Origin of the sequence: Pseudarthrobacter cellobiosi (assembly GCF_023913755.1) — a bacterium.
Taxonomy (GTDB): Bacteria; Actinomycetota; Actinomycetes; order Actinomycetales; family Micrococcaceae; genus Arthrobacter; species Arthrobacter cellobiosi.
Window position 1 is genome coordinate 169,064 of the sequence record NZ_JAMXBJ010000050.1, and the last position, 14,391, is coordinate 183,454.

Sequence of the window (14,391 nt, forward strand, 5' to 3'; positions counted from 1 at the left end):
ACGAGCCTAGACGGCGATTGCGGCCAAGGCAGCAGCGGGTTCCTTGGCGGGGAAGGACGGCGGGTTGACGCCGGCCATCTCTTCCATAACCCGGACCACCTGGCAGCTGTAGCCGAATTCGTTGTCGTACCAGACGTAGAGAACCAGGTTCTTGTCGTTGGAGATCGTGGCCAGGCCATCAACGATGCCGGCACGGCGGGAGCCAACGAAGTCCATGGAAACAACGTCAGGTGAGTCGATATAGTCGATCTGTTTGCGCAGGTCCGAGTGCAGCGACATCTCGCGGAGGTAGTTGTTGACCTCGTCCTTGGTGGTTCCGTTCTCCAGGCTGAGGTTCAGGATGGCCAGGGAGACGTCAGGGGTGGGGACACGGATGGAGCTGCCGGTCAGCTTGCCCAGCAGCTCGGGCAGTGCCTTCGCCACGGCCTTGGCGGCGCCGGTTTCGGTGATCACCATGTTCAGTGCGGCGGAGCGGCCGCGGCGGTCGCCCTTGTGGAAGTTATCGATCAGGTTCTGGTCGTTGGTGAACGAGTGGACGGTCTCCACGTGGCCGTGGATCACACCGAACTTGTCGTTGATGGCCTTCAGCACCGGGGTGATGGCGTTGGTGGTGCAGGAAGCTGCAGACACGATCTGGTCTGTGTCCTCGATGGTGCCGTGGTTGATGCCGTGCACAATGTTTTTGAGTTCGCCCTTGCCCGGTGCGGTGAGGAGAACGCGGGAAACGCCCTTGCTCTGCAGGTGCTGGGACAGGCCCTCGGCGTCGCGCCAGCGGCCCGTGTTGTCCACCACCAGGGCGTTGTGGATGCCGTAGGCGGTGTAGTCGATCGTGGCGGGGTTATCCGAGTAGATGACCTGGACCTGGACACCGTTGGCGGTGATGGTGTTGGCGTCCTCGTCCACACGGATGGTTCCTTCGAAGGAGCCGTGGACCGAGTCGCGGCGCAGCAGGCTGGCGCGCTTGGTGAGGTCCTTGTCCGAGCCGCGGCGCACCACGATGGCACGCAGGCGCAGGCCGTGGCCGCCGCCTGCCTTTTCGATGAGGAGGCGCGCGAGCAGGCGGCCGATCCGGCCAAAGCCGTACAGCACAACGTCGGTGCTGGTGCGGTCATCGCCCCCGCGCTTTCCCACTACCTCGGCAAGCTCAGCACGGAGGAACTCTTCCAGGGTGGCGCCGTCGCCTTCTGCCTTGAACTTCTCCGCCAGGCGGGCGACGTCGATGGCCGCCGCACCAAGCTCCAGCTGAGCCAGGATGTTCAGCAGCGGTGCGGTCTCTTCGAGCAGGAGCTCGGTGTTGCTCATGCGGCGGGCGAAACGGTGCGCCTTGAGGATGTTCATGGTGGACTTGTTGATCAGGCTACGGCCGTGAATGCTGGTCACCACGTTGTTCTCGCGGTACAGCCGGCCAATCACCGGAATCATGGCCTCAGCGAGAGCCTCCCGGCCCATCCACGTATCAAGACAAGAATCTGACGTCTGGCTCACAGAACTACCTTCCTCGGTTCAGCCGCATACGTCGTCGTACGCGGTTGGCGGCCACCTGATGTTGTCCAGGGGCTCTGGCACCGGCAGGATGCGGTCCATCCCGGGTGCCGTGGAGAAGCGCAAAGAAAAGCCACCGGCTGCGAACGCAGACCCGGCGGCAGAACTTCTACGTTCGCTCTCCATTCTAGGCTGGAGCAGACCCGCGGACAGCCGCCACCAGCGTGAAATCACTCACATACGGGGCGGCTCCGTGCCCGGCTGGGGTGTTGGATGGGTTGACCGATACGCCGGGTTCTGTGCTCCCGTGCCGTTACCAGCGCGGGAGTAGCGGCCATCCATCTACGGACGCCGTTGCCGACGCCCTCCAGCGGCCTACCCGGACACTCGGGCGGGCAGCCCTCAAACGTGTCCTGTCTGGCCTTGCTCCGGGTGGGGTTTACCTAGCCTTCCCGGTCACCCGGGAAGCTGGTGGTCTCTTACACCACCGTTTCACCCTTACCTGCTGCCGTCCGTCACCGGAAAACGCAGGCGGTCTGTTCTCTGTGGCACTGGCCTGCGGGTTACCCCGAGTGGGCGTTACCCACCACCCTGCCCTGCGGAGCCCGGACGTTCCTCGAGCCACTTGCGTGACGCGCGGCCGCCTGGTCAACCCATCCGGAGCCCAGTCTACCGCCGGAAGGGGGCACTGCCGTCGCCGGTAGGATCGTACGGTGCTGATTCTGCTTCCCCCCTCCGAAGGCAAGACCCCCGCAGTCCGCGGGTCCGCCGTCGACTGGCCGTCACTGAGCTTTCCCGAACTCAACACCTACCGGGCCAAGGTCCTGGAGGCGCTGGGCACGGTGAGCGCACATGAGGATGCCCTCGCGCTGCTGGGCGTCGGCGCATCGCTGCAGGACGACGTCGAACGTAACACCCGGCTCCACGCCGAACCGGCGGCCCCGGCGCACCAGATCTATTCGGGCGTTCTGTACGACGCCCTAGGCTACAAAACCCTGACGCCTGCGCAGCGCCGGAAGGCCGATGTTTCGGTGTTGGTGATCTCGGCACTGTGGGGTGCCATCCGCTTCGCCGACCGCGTGCCTGCCTACCGGCTGTCGATGGGAACGGCACTGCCCGACGTCGGCCGCCTCGCCTCGTTCTGGAAGCCGCAGCTTTCGGAGGCCCTCGCGGAGTCGGCATCCGGACATCTGCTCGTGGACTGCCGCTCCAGCACCTATACCGCGGCATGGGCCCCGCCGCCGGCTCAGACGGTGGCCGTCAACGTTTTCACGGAGGTCAACGGCGTGCGCAAGGTGGTCAGCCACTTCGCCAAGCACACCCGCGGTCAGCTGGCCCGGCACCTGCTGGCCCGCCGCGGCAACGCCCCGCAGACCCCGGTGCAACTGCTGAAAGCCGCGCTCGAAAAATGGGACGCGGAGCTGGTTGATGGTTCAGCGCGGAAACCGCACGCGCTGAACATCATCCTTCCCAACTAGGCAGTTGGGGCGGGCGTGTTCCACTCGGCGGAGCGCACCAGGATGGCACCCGAATCCGGGCAGAACACAATGTCGTCCTCTGCGGCTGCCTTGATCTCGGCGAGGTCTCCGGGGCTCAGCTTCATTCCGGAGGCTTCGGAAGTCCCGTGGAACAACCGGGCGGCGCCCACTCCCCGCTTTGCGAGCGTCTTTTCGTAGACAGCCAGCATCCCGGCGTCGAGGTTTTCAGCGAATTTGGCACGCTTGCCGCGGACAACGGTCGCTTCAGCGGCCACTTCGGCCAGGGCTTCATCGAGTTCGGCGCGGATGCCGCCGAACGAGCCCTGGACGTTGTCCACGATGAGCTGCTGGGCAGCCTGACGCTCGCGCAGCGAATCCAGGCGTTCCAGGATTTCCAGCTCCACGTCTTCAAGGTCGGAGCGACGCTTGTTGAGGGAGGCAATGTCCTTCTGCAGGGCCACGAGGTCCTTCGACAGCCCCGTTCCGCTGTTGAGCCGGGCTTCGTCGCGTTCGATGCGGGAGGCGACCTGTTCGACGTCGGCCTCTGCGCGCTTCAGCTCGGCTTCGGCGTCATGGACGGCCATCTTGGCGGAGCCGAGTTCACCGGTGGCGACGGACAGGGCAGATTGCAGGTCCTCGATCCGGGGATCGGTTTCCAGGGCGCGGCGGCGGTTGGACAGGGACTTGAGCTTTGCGTCCAGCCCCTGCAGTTCGAGCAACTTCAACTGTTCCGCCGGTGCTGCCTTGGCCACTATTTACCTCCGCTAAATCCAATCCGGCCGAAGCCGGGCACCGTATCGGCGCTGTATAGACTCTAGCGCCTGGCCTGCTCCCCTGCCTCGCTACATCCCCACCGGCTCCCAAACCTCGCTGCGCTCGGTGTGGGTCCCTCGCCGGTGTGGGCCCGGCGACGGACTTCGCACGCCAGGCTTAGCCCGGAGTCAGAATGAAGTCCCACGGATCGCTGTTGGTGGTACTTACCTGGATCTCGACGTCGTGGCCCTGATCGGCGAGCACATTGCCCAGTGCCGACGCAGCGGCGGGCAGCCACAGCCATTCGCTGGCGAAGTGCGAAACGTCAATCAGGTACGGCCGGCCGTTCACTGCCGCTTCGCGGGCTTCGGACGCCGGATGGTGCCGGAGGTCGGCGGTGACATAGACGTCGGCGTTGTTGGCCCGCACCTCGTTGAACAGGGAATCCCCCGCGCCGCCGCACACCGCAATACGCCGCACCAGCCCATCCTTATCCCCGGACACGCGGACTCCCCCGGCCACCGACGGCAGGATGCCGAACACCCTGGCCGCGAAATCGCCCAGGCTCATCACGTCAGCCAGATCACCCACGCGTCCGATGCCTTCCTCGGGCAGGCCGTTCGCGGCAACCGTCAGCGGGACAACGCCTTCCAGTCCCAGCGCATCAGCCAGGACGTCGGAAACGCCCCCGACGGCGGAATCACCGTTGGTGTGGACGGTCAGGAGCGCGGTGCCAGACTCGATGAGACGGTGGATGGCCTGCCCTTTGGCAGTGGTGGCGGCCACCGACGTGACTCCTTTGAGGAGCAAGGGGTGGTGGGTGATCAGGAGATCGGCACCCCATTCCACGGCTTCCTCGATCACCGTGAGCGTGGGATCAACGGCGAACATCACCCTGGTAACGGGCGCTGACGGGTGGCCGGCCACGAGGCCAACTTCGTCCCAGTTTTCGGCCAGCGATTCGGGCCAGAGTTCCTCGACCGCCAGCAGCACCTGGCCCAGCGTGGGAGCAGCCGGACCATCCGCTGCAGCGTCCTCCCCAGTAAGGGTGCCGCCGTCATGCTTGTCCGCATCTGTAACGCCGGTGTCTGCAGATTCCATAGTCTCAGTTTTACCCCATCGGGCCGATTGCCCGGCATCTTTCAAAGTCTCGTAGGGTGGTCAGGGAATCATCCGGCGCGCTCAACCATTGAAGAGATCATGAAAACTTTTGTTCTTGGCGGGGGCTGCTTCTGGTGCCTTGACGCTGTGTACCAAAAAACCAAGGGCGTAACATCAGTGATTTCCGGGTACACGGGTGGCCATGACCCCCAGCCGGACTACTACTCCGTCTGCGGCGGGACCACGGGCCACGCTGAGGTCGTGGCGGTCACTTTCAACGAGTCCGTCATCCCGGCCGAGGTCATCCTGGACATGTTCTTCGCGCTGCACGATCCCACCACGCTCAACCGCCAGGGCTACGACGTGGGCACGCAGTACCGCTCGTCCATGTTCTATGAGACCACCGAGGAGAAGATTCTCTTCGAGGAAGCCATCGAACGGAACCAGGCCCTGTGGCCGCACCCGATTGTGACCGAGGTCAGCCGGCTGCCACGGTTCCATGTGGCGGAGGACGTCCATCAGGACTACTACGCCAAGTATCCCGAGCAGGGTTACTGCCAGGTGATCATCAATCCGAAGCTCGCCAAGGCCAGGAAATATTACTCTGCATGGCTTAATGCTTAGCAGCGGCCGCTCAGCCATCGTTAGGCTGACCTCAGCATTCACTCTTGAGAGATAGGCATATCTACATGGCACGGATCTATGACGATGTAACGCAGTTGGTCGGCGGCACTCCGCTGGTCCGCCTGAACCGGCTCACCGAGGGTCTGGGCGCCACTGTGGCCGTCAAGCTTGAGTTCTACAACCCGGCCAACAGCGTCAAGGACCGCATCGGTGTGGCCATCGTTGACGCCGCCGAGAAGTCCGGCGCCCTCAAGCCCGGCGGCACCATCGTTGAAGGCACCTCGGGCAACACCGGCATCGCCCTGGCCATGGTGGGCGCTGCCCGCGGTTACAAAGTTATTCTGACCATGCCGGAGACCATGTCCACCGAACGCCGCGTTATGCTGCGGGCGTTCGGTGCCGAAATTGTGCTGACCCCGGGTTCCGAGGGCATGCGCGGCGCCGTGGAAAAGGCCCAGGAGATCGTGGCCAACACGGAGAACTCCATCTGGGCCCAGCAGTTCGCCAACGAGGCCAACCCTGAGATCCACCGCACCACCACCGCCGAGGAAATCTGGTCCGACACCGACGGCAAGGTGGACATCTTCGTCGCCGGCATCGGCACCGGCGGAACCGTCACCGGCGTCGGCCAGGTCCTGAAGGAACGCAATCCTGAGGTCCAGATTGTGGCCATCGAACCGAAGGACTCCGCCATCCTGAACGGCGGCGCTCCCGGGCCGCACAAGATCCAGGGCATCGGTGCGAACTTCATCCCGGAAATTCTGGACACCAACGTCTACGACGAAGTCCTGGACGCCACCCTGGAGGATTCCGTCCGCGTCGCCCGTGAACTCGGCGTCAAGGAAGGCATCCTCGGCGGCATCTCCTCCGGCGCCATCGTCTGGGGTGCCTTGGAACTTGCCAAGCGTCCGGAGAATGCCGGCAAGCTGATCGTGGCGGTTGTCTGCGACTTCGGTGAGCGTTACATCTCCACCGTGCTCTATGACGACATCCGCGGCTGATCAGTCCGTTGTCGCCCCGTTTCCTGTAGAAAGAACTTTGTGGGCTTTTTCGCAAGACTGAAGGAAGACCTCGACGCCGCCCGGTCACACGACCCGGCGGCTCGAGGTTCTTTTGAGAATTTTTTCGCCTATTCGGGGCTTCACGCCATCTGGATCCACCGGCTGACGCACCGGATGTGGCAGACCCCGGGGCTGCGGTTCCCGGCGCGGCTGGTGTCGCAGCTGGGCCGCTTCCTGACCGGAATCGAGATCCATCCCGGCGCCACGATCGGCCGACGCTTCTTTATCGACCACGGTATGGGTGTGGTCATCGGCGAGACCGCCGAAATCGGCGAAGACGTGATGATCTACCACGGCGTCACACTCGGCGGCCGCTCCCTGGCCAAGGTCAAGCGTCACCCCACCATTGAGGACCGGGTCACCATCGGTGCCGGAGCCAAGATCCTGGGACCCATCACCATCGGCCGGGACAGCGCCGTGGGCGCCAACGCCGTGGTGGTGAAGGACGCGCCACCGGAATCGATTGTGACCGGTGTGCCCGCCAAGTGGCGCCATCGCGATGCCCAGCGAGAAACCAAGCCCGCAGTGGATCCGGCCGAGTACGACATCGAATACCGGATCTGACCCTTCGCTGCAGCCTCTACCCGGCAACACGCTTCAGGACTGCCATGACCACCGCGTCATAGATCCGGTCCGGCAGGACGCGCCGCAGGCCCAGAATGGCTGCCGCTCCCCTGCCCACCGGATACCGGGTCCGGGGACGCGCAGCCGTGGCCGCGTGCAGTACAGCCGCAGCGATCACCGCTGGCTGCGTTGACGTTTCCGGCCTGGCCGTGGACGCCAGGACATCCGCCATGTGCTTTGCCTGGGCAGCGTACGGCCCCTCGCCGCTGCTGGCCAACAGCCCGTCAGCGGAAATCCGGCCCCATTCGCTGAGCGTACTTGCCGGTTCAATGATGGCTACCTCGATGCCATGCGGCTTGAGTTCCAGCCGCAGCGCGTCGCTCATGCCCTCCACGGCGAACTTCGTGGCGTGGTACCAGGCACCAAGGGGTTCGTAGAATTTTCCGCCGATGGACGAGATGTTGATGATCCTGCCCCGGCCCGCACTCCGCATGGCCGGCAGGATCAGCTGGGTCATCCTGGCAAGGCCAAAGACGTTCACCTCAAATTGGCGGCGGCCTTCGGCCAGGTCCACCTGTTCCAGCGCCCCGTAGGACCCGTAGCCGGCGTTGTTGACCAGAACGTCTATCCGCCCGCGCTCTTCCAGGACACGGCCGACGGCGGCACGCATCGAGTCGTCGTCCGTCACGTCCAGTGCCAGGACCTGGATGCCAAGCGCTTTCAGCGGCTCCATCCTTTCCACGCGGCGGGCGCCGGCGTAGACGATGAAGCCATGGCTGCTGAGCTTCTTCGCCGCCTCGAAGCCGATACCCGTGGAGGCTCCCGTAACAAATGCGACTGGCTTGGGCATTCTGTCTCCTTGGATGGACGGACACCGCGGCTGCTGCCGGAAACGCCAACGGCCGGCAGCTCCCAGAATATCCGGGAAGTGCCGGCCGCAGGGTTTGCAGCTTGATGCAATCAGAGCATGGGGATTAGTGCGTGTCCACTGCTTCGATTTCGGACTTGTCCTCGCCCCACAGGGTGTGGAACGTGCCCTCGGCGTCGACGCGGCCGTAGGTGTGCGCGCCGAAGAGGTCACGCTGGCCCTGGATCACTGCGGCCGGCAGGCGCTTGCGGCGCAGGCCGTCGTAGTAGGCCAGTGAAGAGGAGAAGACCGGCACGGGGATGCCGAGCTGGACGGCGGTGGAGACCACGCGGCGCCATGCCGGCAGGACCTCGGCGATGGCCTTCGTGAACGCCGGGGCGAATAGCAGGTTGGCCGGCTTGTCTTCGGCGGCGTAGGCGTTGGTGATTTCTTTGAGCAGCTCTGCACGGATGATGCAGCCGCCGCGCCACAGCGAAGCGATCTCGTCCAGCTTGAGGTCCCAGCCGTATTCCTTGGCTGCTGAGGTCAGCATGTCCAGGCCCTGGGCGTAGGAAACCAGCTTGGACGCGTACAGCGCCTGGCGGACGTCCTCAACAAAGGTGTCCGGAACGTCGACGGCGATTTCCTCACCGACGAGGAGCTCCTGGGCGATCTTGCGCTGCTCGGACTGCGATGACAGGGCGCGGGCGAAGACAGACTCGGCGATGCCCGACGTCGGGGAACCAAGCTCCAGGGCGGAGATGACCGTCCAGCGTCCGGTGCCCTTCTGGCCTGCGGCATCCACCACAACATCGACAAACGGTTTGCCGGTGCGGGTGTCAACGTGGCCCAGGACCTCGGCGGAGATTTCGATCAGGAAGGAGGCGAGCTCGCCCTTGTTCCACTCTTCGAAGATCTTGGCCTGGTCAGCGGGTTCGATGCCGGCGCCGGAGCGGAGGAGGTCGAAGGCTTCGCCGATGACCTGCATGTCGGCGTATTCGATGCCGTTGTGGACCATCTTGACGAAGTGGCCGGCCCCGTCGGTGCCGATCCAGGCGCAGCAGGGCTTGCCGTCGACGTGCGCGGAGATCTTTTCGAGCAGCGGGCCGAGGGCGTCGTAGGACTCCTTGGAACCACCGGGCATGATGGACGGGCCGTTCAGGGCACCTTCCTCACCGCCGGAGACGCCGATGCCGACGAAGTGCAGGTCCTTCTTCGCCAGCGCGGCTTCGCGGCGGCGGGTGTCCTCGTAGTGGGAGTTTCCGGCGTCGATGATGATGTCGCCGGCTTCCAGCAGGGGTTCAAGCTGCTCGATGACCGAGTCAACCGGTTTGCCGGCCTTGACCATAATCAGGACGCGGCGGGGCTTCTCCAGCGAGTCAACAAGTTCCTGCAGCGTTTCGGTGCGGACGAAGTCGCCGTCCGTGCCGTGCTTTTCGAGCAGCGCGTCGGTCTTTTCGACGGACCTGTTGTGCAGGGCAACGGTGAAGCCGTTGCGGGCCAGGTTGCGGGCCAGGTTGGCGCCCATCACCGCGAGGCCGGTGACACCGATGTGTGCAGACATCAAAACTCCAATTTCGTTGTGCAATGGATGTGCAGATGGCTCCGCGTTCGCTGCGAAGCACGCTGTCACGAACCGATGGATCCTAATAAAGCATATATATTCAATCGGCTTGAGGGAAGCGGTGCCCACTTTGTGGAACGGGGCCAGTCAATCCCAGTTTAGGCTTGAGTCCATGTCGACCAGCCTGCACCACCGTGCCATTGAGAACCTTGGCACCCGGATCATCACGGGCGAGCTGCCCACCGGACACATCATGCTGGCCGAGCACCTTGAGGAAGAACTGAAGGTTTCGCGGTCCGTGGTCCGCGAGGCTGTGCGGGTCCTTCAGTCCCTGGGCCTCGTGGAAACCACCAAGCGGGTGGGCATCCGCGTGCTGCCGCCGAGCCGCTGGAACCCCTTCGATTCCCAGGTCATCCGCTGGCGGCTGTCCAGCGACGCCCGCGGCGCCCAGCTGCGGTCACTGATCGAACTGCGTTCCGCCGTCGAGCCCGCCGCTGCCGAACTGGCAGCAAACAATGCACCGGCGCAGCTGCGGCGGGAACTGGTGGACATTGCCCATGCACTCCGCGACGCCGGCCACTCCGGGGACGCACAGAAGTTCCTGGAGCTGGACATCGCTTTTCACTCGGTCCTGCTCTCCGGGTCTGGCAACGAAATGTTCGCCAACCTGATGGGGCAGGTGGCGGAGACCCTGACGGGGCGCACTGTCCACGGACTGATGCCGGACCACCCCCACGAGGGGGCGCTCCAGTGGCACGTCGATCTGGCCGAAGCGGTCGCCGCCGGGGACGCCGCCACGGCCCGGGACGCGTCCGAACAGATCATGCGCCGCACCACCTCCCGGCTGTCCGGAACCTGGACGGACCAGCCCCGGGTGTTTACCCCGGTCCGCCGGACCTGACAACGCCCAGAACCAGCGAGAACCAGCGCGTCCTTTATCGTGCTATTCCGGTTGGAAGTTGAGGAGGACTTTTCCTGATGCGGCGGAGTTTTTGGCGGTTTCGAAGGCCTTGAGTCCTTGGCTGAGGGGGTATTCGTGGGTGATGACGGGGCCGATGTTCAGGGTGCTGTCGGCGAGTGCGGTGATGACGTCGTCGATCTCGTCGTTGAAGCGGAAGGACCCGCGCAGGTCCAGTTCCCGGGTGATTGCCAGGGAAACCAGGACAGGCTGGGGTCCGGTGGGCAGTAGCCCGACCATGACCACGGTCCCGCCCCGCCCCGCACCCTGAATGGCTGAGGCCAGGCCTCGGTGGCTGCCCGAGGACTCGATGACCACATCGGCCTGCACGGCCGCGATCGCGTCCGTGTCCCCGGCCTGCAGGGTGTGATCCGCTCCGACGGCGGAGGCGATCTCCAACGGTTTGGCATGGACGTCAACGGCGGTGATCCGTGCCGCGCCGGCACGCTTGAGGACCGCGACCGCCAGCGCACCGATCGGGCCGCAGCCGATCACCAGCACGCTCTTGCCGGCCACATCCCCGGCCCGTCCGACGGCGTGCCAGGCAACGGAGGCCGGCTCGATCAGCGCCGCGGTCCGCAGATCCAGGCCGGCCGGGAGCGCCCGCAGCATCCTCGCGGGCAGGTTCACGTACCGGGCGAATGCGCCCTCGGTGTGCGGGAACCGCGCCGCACTGCCCAGGTACGTACAGCCCGGGGAGAGGTTGGGCCGGTCCGTCGGCCACCGCACATCCCCCGCACCGGGGCCGGGGGTGGCCGGGTGGACCGCAACCGCGGCGCCCGCGGCCGGTCCGCTCCCGTCCGCCGCGGCCCGGACCACGGTCCCGGAAATCTCATGCCCCAGCACCAGCGGCGCCTTCAGGATGGATTCCCCCGCCGCGCCGTGCAGCCAGTAATGCAGGTCCGACCCGCAGATCCCGCCATACGCAACCTCGACCACCGCCTCGTCCGCGGTCGGTGCCGCCAACGGGACCTCCTCGATCCGCAGATCCCCCGCCGCATACGCCACCACCGCCGCACCCGACACCGGCAGGGCTGAAACGGGCACCGCGGAAACAGGCAGGACAGACCCGGTGACGGCTGCGTCGGGCGGTGTTGTGTTCGCGCGCATCAGACCACCACCGTCATTCCGCCGTCGATAAAGATGGTCTGCCCGTTCACAAAGTCCGACCCGTCCGAGGCCAGCCATACCGCCGGGCCGGCCAGGTCCTGGACCGTGCCCCACCGGTGCGCCGGGGTCCGGCCCAGGATCCAGGTGTTGAACTGCTCATCGTCCACCAGGTGCTGCGTCATCTCGGTGTGGATGTAGCCCGGGGCGATCCCGTTGATCTGCAGCCCGGACCCCGCCCACTCCGCCGTCATGGCCCGGGTCAGGTTCCGCAACCCGCCCTTCGCCGCCACGTACGGGGCGATCGTGGGCCGGGCCAGGTCCGTCTGCACCGAACAGATATTGATGATCTTGCCCCTGCCGCGCGGGATCATGTGCCGGGCGGCCTCACGCCCCACCAGGAACGCGCTCGTCAGATCCGTCCTGATCACCCGCTCCCAATCCGCCACATCCAGCTCCAGCATCGGCACCCGGTGCTGGATCCCGGCATTGTTCACCAGGATCTGCAACGGACCCACCTGCTCCTCCACCCACGAAATACCCCGGGCCGCCTCGGCATCACTCGTGACATCAAACGAGACACTATGGACCCGCCCCGGCGCGAAGTCCGCGGCCATCGCCACCTCGGCAGCCTTCAACCGCTCCGCATTAATCCCGTTCAACACCACCGTCGCCCCGGCATCAGCCAACGCCCGCGCCAACGCGTTGCCAATCCCCCGGCTCGAACCCGTCACCAGGGCAACCCGCCCCGTCAAATCAAAAAGTCCACTCATGGTGCAGCCGTCCCTTTCGTTGCGGCACCCACAGGTTCCGCGATATCGGTGTTGTCGCTCAGATTCGAAATGGCCTGGCGGACCACGGCAAGGTCCTGATGGCCAAGGCCCTGCCGCTTGAGGTCGGCGTAAAGCTCCACGGCGGCAGCCGCCATCGGCACGGCAGCGCCGGCCGCCCGGGCTGATTCGAGCACAAAGGACAGGTCCTTATGCATGAATTTCGCCGGGCCTGTTGGTGTGTAGTCCTTCCGGGCCAGACGCGGTCCCACGTTCTCCAGCACACGGCTGCCCGCAAGGCCGCCGGCCAGGACGCCGAAAAGCGCCGCTGGATCCATCCCGGAGCGCTCGGCGAGCTCGGCCGCTTCGGCGAGCGCCGCCGTCGTGGTTCCAACAATGAGCTGGTTGCAGGCCTTGGCGAGCGACCCCGCGCCCAGTGGGCCCATGTGCCTGACGGTTGTCCCCATCGCGTTGAAGAAGGGCTCGAGCCGCCGGAAGTCGTCCGCGGTACCGCCGGCCATGATGGCCAGGGTGCCGTCGGTGGCGCCCTTGGTCCCGCCGCTGACCGGGGCGTCCACTACTGTGGCGCGGCCGCGGCTTGCCGCGTGAACCCGTCGCCCGAAGTCCTGGACCTTCGCCGGTGAGACTGAGCTTGCGACCACCACGGCAGTGCCGGCCTGCGGCGGATTCTCATCCCAGCTCGCCAGCAACCCCGCCGAGGCCTCCTCGATGAAGGACAGGTCCGGAAGCATAAAGGCGATGATTGGCAGGTCCCGCAGGGATGCAACGTCGGGCGCGGAGTGGCCACCCTGCGCCACCAACTCCTGGAGGGGACCATCGGATCTGTTCCAGGCGGTGACCGCCCAGCCGGCACGGACCAGATTCGCTGCCATGGGCAACCCCATCAGCCCCAGGCCTACAAAGCCCGCTGTTCTGTCTTCCATATCTAGGCCTCGACTCACATCGTTGTGTGGTTAATGAAGGGAAATCTGTCCAATATCCTAGCCGCTATTCAGTATGATGAACACTATGACGACTCTAACCACCGTCGCGATCGCCGTCCCGCTCGAAGCAGAGCTGGTGGACCGCATCCGCGCCGTACACCCCTCCGTAACTGTCCTCTATGAGCCGGACCTGCTTCCGCCCGAGCGTTTTCCGGCCGACCACTCCGGGGATCCGGACTTCAAACGCACTCCCGCGCAGGAGGAGCAGTACTGGGCCATGCTCAACAAGGCGCAGGTGCTGTACGGCCTGCCCAATGAGAGCCCCGCGGGCCTGGCCCGCATCGCGCGCGAGAATCCACGGCTCCAGTGGGTCCACGCCATGGCCGCCGGCGCCGGCGGCGCTGTCAAGGCATCCGGGCTGGACCAGGAAACCCTCCTCAAATTCAAGGTGACCACCTCCGCCGGAGTCCACGCCCTGCCGCTGGCAGAATTCGCTGCCCTGGGAATCCTTAACGGCTTCAAGCGCAGCGCTGAGCTGGCCCAGGACCAGGCGGCCAAGGTGTGGCCCGAGCTTCGGACCCCCACCCGTTTGGTCAGCGGTTCCACGCTGGTAGTGACCGGCCTGGGCGAAATCGGCCTGGAGACCGCCCGGATCGCCCGCGCCCTGGGCATGACGGTCAGCGGCACCAAGCGGAATGTTGAGCCGCTCGAAGGAATCGAACAGGTTGCCGGCAACGACGGACTGGCCGGGCTGCTCGCCTTGGCGGACGCCGTCGTCAATACGCTGCCCGGCACGCCGTACACGGAGAAGCTCTTCAACCGTGACGTATTTGCAGCGATGAAGCCGGGAACGGTGTTTGTGAACGTCGGCCGCGGCACCGTGGTGGACGAGGACGCCCTGCTGGAGGCCCTGGACAACGGCCAGGTTTCCTACGCCTGCCTTGATGTCTTCGCCGTGGAGCCGCTGCCCCAGGACAGCCCGCTGTGGAACCACCCCAAGGTTATGGTGTCGCCGCATACCTCGGCGCTCAGTGCTGCGGAGAACCGCCTGATCGCGGAGCGCTTCTGCAGCAACCTGCGCACGTTCCTCAACGGCGGCGACCTCCCCCACCTGGTGGACCCGGTCCACTTCTACTAA

14 protein-coding genes and 1 other RNA gene are annotated in these 14,391 nt (G+C 65.4%); 6 read left to right on the plus strand and 9 right to left on the minus strand.

Annotated elements, in window-relative coordinates; all coding sequences use genetic code 11:
• Window positions 1–6: 6 nt before the first annotated feature.
• Together NG696_RS18185 and rnpB are read right to left on the minus strand one after the other, a co-directional pair.
• Window positions 7–1,485, minus strand: a complete 1,479-nt coding sequence (locus NG696_RS18185; RefSeq protein ID WP_308291987.1) for a glyceraldehyde-3-phosphate dehydrogenase — start codon at window positions 1,483–1,485, stop codon at window positions 7–9.
• A gap of 267 nt (window positions 1,486–1,752) precedes the next feature.
• Window positions 1,753–2,138: RNase P RNA component class A (gene rnpB / locus NG696_RS18190), an RNA gene on the minus strand.
• Between the two features lie 57 nt (window positions 2,139–2,195).
• Here rnpB and NG696_RS18195 point away from each other — a divergent pair.
• Window positions 2,196–2,960: a YaaA family protein gene (locus NG696_RS18195; protein WP_252565781.1), complete on the plus strand. Its 765-nt coding sequence runs from the start codon at window positions 2,196–2,198 to the stop codon at window positions 2,958–2,960.
• Here the strand turns inward: NG696_RS18195 and NG696_RS18200 are convergent.
• Window positions 2,957–3,712 (minus strand): zinc ribbon domain-containing protein, encoded by a 756-nt coding sequence (locus NG696_RS18200; protein WP_252565784.1) that lies wholly within the window; start codon window positions 3,710–3,712, stop codon window positions 2,957–2,959. The genes NG696_RS18195 and NG696_RS18200 overlap by 4 nt on opposite strands.
• 178 nt (window positions 3,713–3,890) lie before the next feature.
• On the minus strand, window positions 3,891–4,814 hold the full coding sequence (locus NG696_RS18205) for a Nif3-like dinuclear metal center hexameric protein (protein ID WP_252565787.1): 924 nt from the start codon (window positions 4,812–4,814) through the stop codon (window positions 3,891–3,893).
• Window positions 4,815–4,913: 99 nt separating this feature from the next.
• Between NG696_RS18205 and msrA the strand changes: the two genes are divergently transcribed.
• The 3 genes from msrA (at window position 4,914) to epsC (ending at window position 7,063) form a co-directional block, all read left to right on the plus strand.
• Complete coding sequence (gene msrA, locus NG696_RS18210) at window positions 4,914–5,438, plus strand: peptide-methionine (S)-S-oxide reductase MsrA (protein WP_252565790.1); 525 nt, start codon at window positions 4,914–4,916, stop codon at window positions 5,436–5,438.
• Between the two features lie 65 nt (window positions 5,439–5,503).
• Window positions 5,504–6,439, plus strand: coding sequence for a cysteine synthase A (gene cysK, locus NG696_RS18215; RefSeq protein ID WP_185263766.1), 936 nt, complete (start codon window positions 5,504–5,506; stop codon window positions 6,437–6,439).
• A 39-nt stretch (window positions 6,440–6,478) separates the two neighbouring features.
• Complete coding sequence (epsC, locus tag NG696_RS18220) at window positions 6,479–7,063, plus strand: serine O-acetyltransferase EpsC (protein ID WP_058932136.1); 585 nt, start codon at window positions 6,479–6,481, stop codon at window positions 7,061–7,063.
• A gap of 16 nt (window positions 7,064–7,079) precedes the next feature.
• On the opposite strand, the gene NG696_RS18225 is transcribed toward epsC, so the two are convergent.
• Window positions 7,080–7,913, minus strand: coding sequence for an oxidoreductase (locus tag NG696_RS18225; RefSeq protein ID WP_252565793.1), 834 nt, complete (start codon window positions 7,911–7,913; stop codon window positions 7,080–7,082).
• A gap of 124 nt (window positions 7,914–8,037) precedes the next feature.
• Window positions 8,038–9,474: an NADP-dependent phosphogluconate dehydrogenase gene (gene gnd / locus NG696_RS18230; RefSeq protein WP_252565796.1), complete on the minus strand. Its 1,437-nt coding sequence runs from the start codon at window positions 9,472–9,474 to the stop codon at window positions 8,038–8,040.
• A 172-nt stretch (window positions 9,475–9,646) separates the two neighbouring features.
• On the opposite strand from gnd, the gene NG696_RS18235 reads away from it, so the two are divergent.
• Window positions 9,647–10,375 carry a FadR/GntR family transcriptional regulator gene (locus NG696_RS18235; RefSeq protein WP_252576302.1) on the plus strand — a complete coding sequence of 243 codons (729 nt, stop codon included), beginning with the start codon at window positions 9,647–9,649 and terminating at the stop codon, window positions 10,373–10,375.
• 42 nt (window positions 10,376–10,417) lie between these two features.
• On the opposite strand, the gene NG696_RS18240 is transcribed toward NG696_RS18235, so the two are convergent.
• The 3 genes from NG696_RS18240 to NG696_RS18250 are packed head-to-tail and all read right to left on the minus strand — an operon-like array spanning window position 10,418 to window position 13,253.
• Window positions 10,418–11,542 carry an L-idonate 5-dehydrogenase gene (locus tag NG696_RS18240; protein WP_256472334.1) on the minus strand — a complete coding sequence of 375 codons (1,125 nt, stop codon included), beginning with the start codon at window positions 11,540–11,542 and terminating at the stop codon, window positions 10,418–10,420.
• Complete coding sequence (locus NG696_RS18245) at window positions 11,542–12,312, minus strand: SDR family oxidoreductase (protein WP_252565802.1); 771 nt, start codon at window positions 12,310–12,312, stop codon at window positions 11,542–11,544. Before NG696_RS18245 ends, NG696_RS18240 begins: the two co-directional genes overlap by 1 nt.
• Entirely contained in the window at window positions 12,309–13,253 is a 945-nt protein-coding gene (locus NG696_RS18250) for an NAD(P)-dependent oxidoreductase (protein ID WP_252565805.1), read from the minus strand. The genes NG696_RS18245 and NG696_RS18250 overlap by 4 nt, the downstream gene beginning before the upstream one ends.
• A gap of 73 nt (window positions 13,254–13,326) precedes the next feature.
• On the opposite strand from NG696_RS18250, the gene NG696_RS18255 reads away from it, so the two are divergent.
• Window positions 13,327–14,391 (plus strand): D-2-hydroxyacid dehydrogenase, encoded by a 1,065-nt coding sequence (locus NG696_RS18255; RefSeq protein ID WP_308291988.1) that lies wholly within the window; start codon window positions 13,327–13,329, stop codon window positions 14,389–14,391.